Annotated in this window: 6 protein-coding genes and 1 tRNA gene; 2 read left to right on the top strand and 5 right to left on the bottom strand. The window is 37.6% G+C overall.

What is annotated here, in order from left to right:
- Positions 1–205: 205 nt before the first annotated feature.
- Positions 206–400, top strand: coding sequence for a hypothetical protein (locus QA612_RS19280; RefSeq protein WP_278285462.1), 195 nt, complete (start codon positions 206–208; stop codon positions 398–400).
- Between the two features lie 167 nt (positions 401–567).
- Here the strand turns inward: QA612_RS19280 and QA612_RS19285 are convergent, their stop codons facing one another.
- On the bottom strand, positions 568–8,316 hold the full coding sequence (locus tag QA612_RS19285) for a pectate lyase family protein (RefSeq protein ID WP_278285463.1): 7,749 nt from the start codon (positions 8,314–8,316) through the stop codon (positions 568–570).
- An 893-nt stretch (positions 8,317–9,209) separates the two neighbouring features.
- On the opposite strand from QA612_RS19285, the gene QA612_RS19290 reads away from it, so the two are divergent.
- Positions 9,210–9,306 (top strand) — tRNA-Sec (locus tag QA612_RS19290).
- A gap of 102 nt (positions 9,307–9,408) precedes the next feature.
- Here QA612_RS19290 and QA612_RS19295 read toward each other — a convergent pair.
- From QA612_RS19295 to QA612_RS19310, 4 genes are all read right to left on the bottom strand, one after another.
- Entirely contained in the window at positions 9,409–9,891 is a 483-nt protein-coding gene (locus QA612_RS19295) for a tyrosine-type recombinase/integrase (protein WP_278285502.1), read from the bottom strand.
- A gap of 9 nt (positions 9,892–9,900) precedes the next feature.
- The gene (locus tag QA612_RS19300) at positions 9,901–10,533 is read right to left on the bottom strand and encodes a tyrosine-type recombinase/integrase (RefSeq protein WP_278285464.1); all 633 of its coding nucleotides are present in this window, start codon (positions 10,531–10,533) and stop codon (positions 9,901–9,903) included.
- 115 nt (positions 10,534–10,648) lie between these two features.
- Positions 10,649–10,831 carry a helix-turn-helix domain-containing protein gene (locus QA612_RS19305; RefSeq protein ID WP_278285465.1) on the bottom strand — a complete coding sequence of 61 codons (183 nt, stop codon included), beginning with the start codon at positions 10,829–10,831 and terminating at the stop codon, positions 10,649–10,651.
- A gap of 583 nt (positions 10,832–11,414) precedes the next feature.
- Positions 11,415–11,651 (bottom strand): restriction endonuclease, encoded by a 237-nt coding sequence (locus QA612_RS19310; protein ID WP_278285466.1) that lies wholly within the window; start codon positions 11,649–11,651, stop codon positions 11,415–11,417.
- Between the last annotated feature and the right edge of the window lie 87 nt (positions 11,652–11,738).

Consider the following 11,738-nt stretch of genomic DNA (forward strand, 5'->3'; position numbering starts at 1 on the left):
TTGGAATGCATACTTCAATAAAGAAATTATAATAATTTTTCGAAAAATAAGAAATATTTCTCGTGCAAATGATGTGTTTTTGTTGTATAATTCTCGTAATTTACCATAATATATCTTTATTAATTCAGTTTAAATATATTAGTGGAAGAACTAGTTATCACGGTGCTTGAAAGATAATACATTTGATTTCTTAGGGGGAAATGTCATGGAGAACCGTAGTGGGGTAAGAGAAGCGTTACATGCTGTTGATATTGTGTTAAGAAGTATAGATCACGCGAAACAGTTTTTAACAGATGGACATAAAATCATTACAGATCCAACGAAAGAGGAAATTTTACTCGTTCCTGAAAATAAGGTTGAACAGTCTATCGGTATGGGGTATATCGTTATTGAAGATTAATGGATTTTCCTTTATACATTTATTGATTACGAATATGATAAATTAGTACCATAAGAAAAAACACCTTCAAGTAATTTCTACTTGAAGGTGTTTTTCTTAAAAGATAATAATTTATAAATTTTTAGACTCTACGAAAGTTGTCTAGCTCCAGGTGCCTTAAGCTTTTCTTATTTTGTTGACCAACTAGCAATCAACTCTTCAGCATTTTGGATTAGAATGTCTTTTGCTTCAGGAGTTACGTTTGCATTTTTATTATTTAAATGTTTAATAAAGTCTTCTAGTTGCTTTATTCCTTGTGCAACTCTTCCATTACTATAATGATGCTCCGCTTGCTGTAATCGATTCGTAAGCTGCTTCTCTACTGCATGGCCTATGTCTCCAAGGGAAACATAAGTTTCTATTAAAGCTTCAATAGAGGCAATACTTGTTGGTACGATGATCGTGATGATAGATTCATTAGAAGTCATCGTTTGCCCTTCGTACGTTACTTCCACCCATATGGCAATGTCACGTACATCCCCAAGCTCACCAACAATCCCTACTGTACCAGCTTCACCTAGTTCGATAAGTTCTGGATGACTTGATTTAAATACGACTTGCGCTTTTGTTACATCTACTTCGTTTCCATCACTTAGTGATACAGTCGTTATGAATGTTAATGTATCACCTAGCTCTGCAGATAATTTATCAGGGGTTAATTGAACAGATGCTAGAGTAATAATGTCTAAAACGATGTTGTTCGATCTAACAACTTGACCATCGTAAGAAACTTCCACCCATACTTCTACTTCTCTCACATCTCCTACTTTACCAACGATAGTAACATTACCATCGCTATCAATTTGTACTAGAGTTGGTTGCGTTGATTCATACACTTTTTCTGATCCAGTTAAGTCTACTTCGCTTCCATCTGACAACAGACCGTTCACTTGAAGATTTACAGATTCACCAATCTTCAACGAAGTATTTGTTGCAGAAAGTTGAACTGTTTCAAAGATCGCATTCGTTCCATATAAACGAATATTATCTACATAATGGTCTGCAGTTTTTGAATTAGCAGTAAAAGAATCAAAACCATCAATTTTTGATACAGTTGTGTGGAAAGGTGCATCACTAATCACAAGCTCTCCGTTAATATAAACATCCGCTGTTTGTGTCTTTATATTGGCGTCCACTGTAATGGAATACCAAATGTTACTACTGTAATCTCTAACTAGCGGCGTAAAGGAGTCATCACTATTACGATAATTAATATGACCATCCACCGTTTCTAAAATAACTGCTGCACCTACACCAGAAGTGATTTCTGATGAAGTGAGACGTAAAATCTTTGTCGCATTATCCTTCTCAGGTTGCATAAATTCCATTTGGAAAACAACTCGATCACGCTGAGCAACGAAATCTTTTCCGAGAAGTACATGCTTCGAAGTGCTCGTATCAGCTAATAGCACACTCTTATTACTGCTATTAGGTACATTGACGACATTAACTGTTCCACCTTCTTCAGAAATGATGTAACCATCAGGTAATGAAGTAGAATCATTAAAATGATTATCAATCAGTAAATCTAGACCATCTACGTCTACTTCAACACTATAATCACTACCATCTCCGCTTGAAAGTCCCCATGGTGTTTTCGCACTAGCTACAAGTGAAAGTTCACTCTCACCAGCATCATTTACAGCTAATACTTTGTAGTAATACGTCGTATCTTGTGCTAGCCCAATGTCCAAATAATTCGTTAAAATAACATTGTCAGCAATGATGACAAAATCTTGTAAATCTGTAGATCGGTAAACTCGGTAACTATTAGCTCCATTTACTGAACTCCAGCTCACTGTAATTTGTCTATCCCCAGCATTTGCTTGAACGTCTTCAGGTGTTGATGGTGGAGCTAGTAACGGCAACGCAGACACGATGTCTGATGCTAAGCTATTGCCAACATCATTCATTGCAAGAACAATATAATAATACTTTGTACCATTTGTGGCACTTGCATCTGTATAGGATGGAATAGAAACTGTTGCGACTTCTTCATAATCACCGTCTATTTCAGTTGCCCTCTTAACAATATAACCGTTTGCATCAGAAACCGCATCCCAAGTAAGGGTAACTTTCCCATCACCTGCAACAGCTTGAACGTTTTCCGGTGCCTCTGGTACAGTCGGTTCGATTGGATCTACTGGATCAATCGGATCTTCACCTCCTGGTGGTGTACCCGTATCTCCACCATTAGACGTGTCAATGATGCCAACCCCAGCTCCATTCATGACAATATCTCTCACACTTAATGTGTCATCTAACACGTAAGAATAGTATTGATCTGGGGACCAATTGATACCTGCAGTTTTCATATTTAGAACATGACTTAACCCACTAAAAATACTATTTGTATCTTTAAAATACCCTGGCTGTGAGGAAGAATCATAGTATTTCGCTGCGTGATTCGCATCTTCTATAAAGTTGTTTTCTGATATAAGGGATGCTTCCACCCCTACACCAAAGGCGTATTCACTAACATTGTTGTAATAGTTATTAAACAAGTGAACCGATCCATAACGGACTCGTGGATTTCGTTGCCCTAAATCCTGAAACCAATTGTGATGATACGTCACCTTCAGAAGCCCACGGTCTGCTGTATGACTATTGTCATGGCCAACTAAAGATACTTTGTCGTGATTATAAAACTTGTTCCAAGACACTGTTACGTAGTTGGATTCCCGTTTAATATCTACTAAACCATCATAACCATTGGTAAAGTTATTATGATCAATCCATACGTGTGTTGTACCGTGCTCTAAATTAATTGAGTCATCCTTTGCTTCGGAGAATGTAATATTACGAATGATAATATTACTTACATTTCGTAAATTTAATCCTCCGTAACGAATATGGGCATCATCGCCTAATCCAATGATCGTTTTGTTTGATTCTACAAAATGCATTCGATCAGCTGGTCTTGTAATATTCGGATTTTCTGGAAGATCTATCGTACCGGAAACTTGAATAATATAGTTTTCCGGTCTTCCGATATAATGGATAAAGTCTTCCGCATTTGTGACGGTCACCACTTCTCCACCTGCACCACCAGTTGTACCAGGACCATATGTGGAGAATCCTACTTGACTAAAATCAGACTGTTGAGCTAAACCTTCCGCAACCGCAATTCGCCAAAGCTGATGATCCTCTCCAGTGAATGGATTTTGAACGACATTTCCACCATCTGCTAGGGAAGCATTGTCTACTTCTAGCGCCTTACTGTTATTTACGTTTATTAGTTTAAAGTCACCATCTCCTAGATGAACAATTTCCCATCTATGGGAGGCAGAACTACCATTTTTCACTTGGACAATATCTGTTCCATCATTTCTAGACCGTCCAAGCGGCTGTGGTAGCTTATCACTAAATCTATTAAATAAATGGAATTCTCCTGAATTAATTACTTCGATTTTCCATAGCTGTGTTGTTAAACCATTTTGTGAGTTTTGTACGATGCTTGCATTGTCAGCATAGTTAAAGTTAGGAACATCTAATACTTTTCCACTATGCTTATTGATTAAAATATAGCTTTGCGATCGATCAAAATTTGTATCTGTCATCTCTTCACCAGGAAGGGTTCCACCGCCAATTGGGTCAGAACCATCATCGCCCGGATCTGAGCCGTCTCCAGGATCACTTCCATCATCTCCCGGATCGGAACCGTCACCATCTCCAGGTGCTTCTCCTTCTCCAGGTACATACACTTTTAAATTATCAACATATTGAGATCTTACACTACTTCCTGGAGTAACCGATTTCACTTGGGCAATTTCTGATGTCTCTCTAAAGAAAGGAGCACCTTCAATTGCTAGATGATCATCGATATATAGATCAAGTGTTTGTGTCGTTACATCGGCTACAACTTTAATATTTCGCCATGTGTTATTTAGATTTTCAATAGAACTATCCTCGAATGAATTACCAGGAAGCCTTGATCTAAAGGTGTGGTCTCTTGTTTCGATACGAATTACATCGTCACCGCTTGCATCTGCTAAAGCAAGAGCATAGGCAGCATTTGCTCTCGTTGGCTGCATAAAATCAAGCTCCGCAACAACAACAGCCTCTTGCGGTGTAAATGCTTTCGTAAAGCTATTTGCATTACTTGATGCTGGAAGTTCTAGCACTCTGCCATCACGTCCGGATAACACCACAACTTCCCCTACATCCCCATCAAAAGTGAAGCCAGGTGGTTGAGAGCCAATTGGGATATCGTTAAAGTTCTCATCTACTAAAACGAGATCACCGTTTGTTCCTTCCCCAGGGTCACTTCCATCATCTCCTGGGTCAGAACCATCACCAGGATCACTTCCTCCATCACCTGGATCAGATCCATCCCCGTCACCCGGATCTGTTCCGCCTCCTGGAGGTCCAGGTACAAGATTATCCATATCAATGATACCGACACCAGTATACTGCTTGACTAAAGAATAGATATCTTCCACTGGGTCTACTCTGTACTCATATGGAACAGTAAAGTCTGTCGTTGACTGAAGGTGCGCATGTGGCGTCTCTTCATAAATATTATTAATTAAATTCCAATAGCCTGTTTGGGAGCTTCCATAGAACCAACCTACTGGCCCTTTAATTTGACCTGTCGTAGGATCAGGCGTCCCTGTTCCAACCCGAAGGAAATGGTTATTTTCAACGAGAACTCTCGCACCCATTCGTGCATTAATCGCTGTATCATGTACATTTTCAAATAAATTGTTAAACATATGCACATCTGCATAGCGAATTAATGGAAGCCTTGAATTCACATCATAATACCAGTTATGGTGATATGTTACTTTATCTGGTGCTAAGTTCCCGTTATCCGTATGTCCTAATAAATTCGTTTTCCAGCTATGGTGGAAACGATTCCAAGACACTGTAACAAACTCTGAATTACGCTTTATATCCACTAATCCATCATAAAAATCTTTATCATCATTCTCATCTAATGGATCATTATAGAAGGTATTGTGATCAATCCAAATATTTTTACTGTTATTTGTTACTTCGATCCCTGTACCTTCTCCTTTCGATACGTGATGAATCTCTAGGTTACGGAAAATAATATTTTCCGATCTTGAAACGGTAAATCCAACGCCTTCAAACTCACCCTGAGTACCTACTCCGAGAATCGACACGTTATACACATCAACAACGTTCATTTTACTTCTACCAAAGTTGTTGTCTGTAATGGCTACGTCAACGTAAATAACTAAACCTTCATCAGGCTTAAATTTATGATTACGTAAAAGCTGATACATGGCTTCTCCAGGGCTGTTATACCCACTCGTTGGCCAGTATTCACTTAACACATATTCGTTATACGTTGGAGCACCGTGCCCTCCTGTCGTACCGCCATTCATAGACGCATATCCCATCGGTGTATCAGTCCAGATTGGAGAATCGCTTGGAATAGCAAAAGCTTGATTGGATATGACACTCTCACCGTACTGATTTACAGCAGTAATAACAAAATAATACGTTGTGCCATTCGTTAAGCCTGTATCAACATAGCTTGTTCCTGTAACAACAGTAGCTACTTCGTCATAAGGACCACCGTCAACGATGCTTCGATAAATATTATAGCTATCTGCATATACATGGTCATCCCATGCTAGAGTTACCAATTGATCTCCTCTACTAGCTCCTAAACCAGTTGGAGCAGCGGGTGGGAAATCTAAGGTTGCACTTACTTGAATGGACATGTCACTCTCTCCATCACTATTCGATGCAGAAACAACATAATAGTACGTTCCATTTGCTAACCCTGTATCAACATACTCTGTTCCTGTAACATTTTCGACTACTTTAGCATATGCACCACCATCTGTCGTACTGCGATAGATCGTATAACTTTCTGCATAGTTAGGGACTGGAGCATCCCAAGATAAACTCACCTGCCCTGCATCTGGTATAGCATTAAGGTTCGCAGGTGCATTAGGAGGAACTGGTAATCTTGGTACGACAGTTGCCTGAATGGAATACCCACTTTCTCCTACTGCATTTTCTGCAACGACGACGTAGTAGTAAGGGATATCGTTACTGACCGTTGTGTCTGTATAAGTAGTACTTGTAACACCTTCAGCGACAGTCGTATATGGACCGCCATCGATTTCACTACGCTTAATCGTATAACTTGTTGCATTCACTGTACCATTCCACTGTAAAAGTACTTGCTCATTGCCTGCGGCTGCCGTTAATCCAGTTGGTATGATTGGAGCTTCATCAAATCCAGGAGGAAAAGCACCTACTGTTAGCTTTACATCATCAATATAGTGACCAATCGTATTACTGTTTGGTCCGAACGTATCAAAGGAATTGATAGAGGAGACAGGTGCATAAAAATCAGCATTACTGATCATTAAATCTCCATCAATATACACGTCTGCTTTTTGATTGACGATATCTGCTACGATTCTAAAGTCATACCAAGTACCTGTGTTATAACTCATTAAATTGGTATACGAATTATCGGCATGACGATATGCTAAGTTACCACTGTTTGTTTCAAGAAAAACAGCTGTCTTAACTTCTTCTCCTACTTCTAACAGTCTGACAATTTTTGTAGCGCTAGTCATCGCTTCTTGCATGAACTTTATATCGAACGTCATAGCACTGGTTTGTGAATCAAATGATTTACTTAACGTAACATTTGACGATGTGCTTGTGTTGTTTAGATAAACACTCTTATTCGTTTCACTTGGTTCTTCAACGATCGTCGCTGTTCCACCAGAATTATCGATCGTATATCCTTGTGGAGTAGATCCCGTTACATGATCATTAAAATGATCGTAAAAAATAACGTCTAGTGGACCGCTTGGATCGATAGGGTCAGTAGGGTCACTTGGATCTTCCTCTGAGGCAGTCGGTGTAGCATGAACCTCAATCGAAGGTACACTTTGGATACCATTTGTAGAAGAAAGGACGACATAATAGTAAGTATGGTCGTTCATTACATCTGTATCGGTATGATTAGTGGTGCTTAACGCCGCAGCAATTGTTGTATATGGCCCACCAGACGTATCTGATCTTTTCACGATATATTCATCAGCACCAGGAACACCATTCCACGCTAATGATATTTCCCCATCACCAGCATTAGCGGATACCCCTACTGGAGCTTGAGGTTGTGATACAGGTGTATATACTTTCAAATTATCAATATAATAGCTAGTTGTACCCGAACCTTGAGAAAAACTCGTAAGCTGAGAAACTTCATTTGTACTGATAGATTGGTGATACCCCCACTGTCCAGCAGATGAGTAGTTACTTTGACCCTCTGTTCGGACAAAAACTTCAGCCCTTTGCGTATTCGTATTAAGCTCTACTTTAAAGTAATACCATGTATCTTTCTGAAAATTACTTACTAGTCTTTTGTTAGATCCAGAAACATTTTGAGAAATATGCGCCCCTCCATCGCTTAGTCGAATTTCAACAAGACCCTGTCCAGAGCTGTTTTCGAGTCTCATTACGCGATAGTTTGCTGCATTGGATCCATGATCATCGGAACGCCAATCAAATTCCACAGTTACTATTCCACTGACAGGCATTGGAAGAGAACGAGTAAACCTAGTAGTCGAACTACTTTTATCTTTGAGATAAAGAACATTCCCAGTATTAGGATTGTTCACATGTGAATTTGCAATATCACTAGCAGGTATGACTGTAACATCATTATCTGCAGTAGCTTCTGGTGTAATGGTATAGCCAGATGATTCTAAATCTGCACGAGATGACATATCTTCGTAATCATCATGTAAAACAAGATACTGTATTAAATCATTGTTTGCTTGAGCTTTTGGCGCATATAAGGCAGCATTTGTAAAAAATATGTTCAAAACTAAAACAACACACATAAACGCGCTTAATTTTTTAGTTTTTTTCAAATCCTCATCCTTCTTTCACCTATGAAATTTTATACTGCATTTTTGTACTGCTTAGTTTACACGTATACCACATCTCAAAGACTACCATTTTTCAATTTTCGCCCTATTCTCCATCACCCCATTGAAAACGTTTTCAAAACAAAGTGGATGATAACCGTGATTTTCTTTGCCGCCCCCCTTCTAGTCATTTATACCGGAACACTCCGGATCTATCTCCTCAAAATAAAAATACTTTGAGGAGTTTTCAACCTCCACGATCATACGAAATACGTACGAAAGTGCAGGTGTGAAAACCAATATAGATTACAAAATAAGACTAGAGTTTTTGTCGATATATACATTAGAGTAAATATTTATAATTAGAATACGTTTATAATTGTAAAATAAAGTCGAATTATGGTATAATTATTCATAGTGTGTTATGTGATGTATGAGTCGATATTATTAATTACATTAAAATCCAATCAAAATAAATTGTCTATGGTTATAAAGTCCTAAGTTAGATTTTAATTGTTAAAGCAAGGGAAATTTTTGTTTATTAGCGTAGTTAATTGGATATTATGAGGGTATTCTACTAGTCTAGATTTGATTTTAGAATAATTTCTCTAAAAGAATAACAATAGAAAAAAGAACCCCTCCGGAGTATAGGAGTGAATAAAAGTAATTACTTTTCATTTAAACTTTTATAGCTACTTCCTTTCATTATCTCCGTTGAATAAAGGTTTATTATAAGAAGTAAACACTTTTTATCGAAGCTAAACAAAATTTTCACAACATAATTTTCTCACTCTGAATTCTAATAATGAATATTATTGTTGAACCCTTTAATTTTATTACAACTGATTCATCTTGATTTTATTTTATTGAGAAAGTAAAATAGTATTTATACTCTTGGGGCCGGCTGTGTAACTGGTGTTTACCGAGGTCTTCAAAACCTTTTGGGGCTATCGTGAATAGCTCGCTGGGTTCGATTCCCAGACGGTCCCGCCAAACATATACATACCAAGGGGTTTGGCGTTCCCCCTCCTCATAAGAGAAAGGGAACAAAGGACCTCATTTTAGAATTCGGTGCCGTATCGGTGCCGATTTTGTTTATGCATCGAATGCTTCATCAAAAACGTCCACGGCATTATCCTGCAACGATGGAACCACATGGCTGTATTGATCCACTGTAAAGGAAGATTTCGAATGTCCTAAACGTTCACTCACAATTTTCGGATGCACGTTTTGTTTAAGCAAAATGGTCGCATGGGAATGACGTTGATCATGAAACCGGCTGTCTGGCAAGTTAGCTTTTTTTATGGCGTTTTTAAATGCTCTTGATATTTCACTTGTGTGCATGTAGTTTCCATTGGAGTTAGGAAAAACAAGATCCAAAGGATTAAATGTATTTCCCAACATCTTTTTTGTCTTTTGGAAATTTTCTTTATGTTTCTTTAAAAACTCCATTAGCCGTTTCCCCATGACCACATATCGATCTTTTCCATTTTTCGTGAGGTCTTTTATTTTGACCCCCTCGTTTTTCTGGTCATACGCTGTCTTCGTGATATACAACTTCCGATTCAGAAAATCAATATCCTTCCACTACAAGGCACGAAGTTCTCCCAAGCGTGCACCGGTATGGCTAGCACTGAAGATGATAGGATAATAAATTAAATTTTCCTTTGCTGCTTCAAAGAGGCGTTTTAATTCAGATTCCGTATACGTGGTTGGTTTATATCTCTCCGGCTTTGGAGACTTTGCCTTTTTCGCAACGTTCCTCTCCACAAACTCCCAATCGACAGAATAATTCAACGCTTTACATAACAAACGGTGATGATGTTTCACCGTTTGAGCCGATAAAACCTCAACCTTCCTATTGTAATAATCTTGAACATCTCGCGGCGTTAATGTCCCTAGCTTCTTCGGACCGAGCTCAGGCGCAATATGGACCCGTATCATTCTTTCATATCCTTTATAGGTGTTAGGTGCAGTCGATGATTTAGCATAGGAAGATAGCCAGTAATCCAAATATTCACTAACAGTATAATCATTGCTATCTAAAATGCTACTCTCTTCTTTTTGGAGGTCAGCCATTGCTAAATTCATTGCCTTTTTTGCTTCTCTTTGATTTTTGAAGCCTCTTTTCACCTTCCGCTTCCTATTTCCTTTCGGTCCAACTTCAATCACATAAAGGTAGTTCTTTGTCTTTTTGTCATATCGAACGTGACCGGTCATTTTTTTATAATCCTCCTTTTCAATAACCGGGCACTCAAACTCACACCATTAATAACAGTATTTCAAAATGAGACATACATTAAACAATGTTAAGTAAGGGAGTGCCCCAAAAAGATTATTTGTTTCCTTCAATCCAATGTTGAAAAACTCTTTTTGGGACCAATATCCGGTTTCCGACTCTGACAACATGGAATTCTCCTTCATGCACTAAATCATAAGCCTTCCCTCTTGAAATCCCTAAAAATTCTTTTATGTCTTTAACTGTTAAAACATCATTTAAATCGCTAAACCTTTTCATTACTTCCTTCAGCGTTCTTTTCGAGCATCTGTTTCCTCTATTTTTCTGGATCCTTCTAGCTGCACTTTTCTGTCCTCTCTAACTTGTTCATCCAATTCTCCAAGAGTTTTAACGCTTTTTCTCTTTCTGCTTGAAAATTCAATATCGCTTCTTTTTTTTTGGAACCCATAAAAAAATCCTCCTATTAAAAAATTTAATAGAAGGATTGGATTAAAATACTGATTAGTTACCTTTATTGCTTAAAAGGGATAAATCTTAATATAACGCTCTCTTTTACTAAGTTCAGATGCATATACATCTAAGTTTCTTACTTCTAATTCTGCGTCACTTTACTTACTTAGAAAAGTAATTTTGTAACAGTTTCTTAATAGAGCATCTGAAAGATAAATATACTTCAAGTGTTCTTTAAAAAAGGAATCATCTTCCCTATCCAGGTAGCATTAACATCTGTAATAGAATTTGTAAATATTTCAATACAAACAAAATCATCTCTTTTATCTAGTCTAATGATTGAACATTCATTTAGAATTTTTGGTAAAACAGAATTATTTTTATTACAAAAAAACGCTCCTGTAAGGAACGTTTACACAAAAACTTCATTTATTTTTTCTTTGAGAATATTTCTATCCCATAGGATAATATCACTTGATTGTGCTAATGTAATTGCAGATTCAGTAAAATAATTATTAGTTACTACTATACCTTTATCTAATTTATAATACTTCATTCCCGCAATAACTTCTTGAATCGCTTTATTCCCTACCTTGCTAGAATAACATTTCACTTGTATACCTATTTTTAAACTTTCAATAGTTCTCATTGGGTTGCCAAATCTTGTCCAAAAGTTGAAACTCTAGCATATCAAATTTTTATTCTAGCACCCCCATAGTCTAAAAGTTTGTAATCT

It is taken from the genome of Evansella sp. AB-P1 (assembly GCF_029688925.1).
GTDB lineage: Bacteria > Bacillota > Bacilli > Bacillales > Salisediminibacteriaceae > Evansella.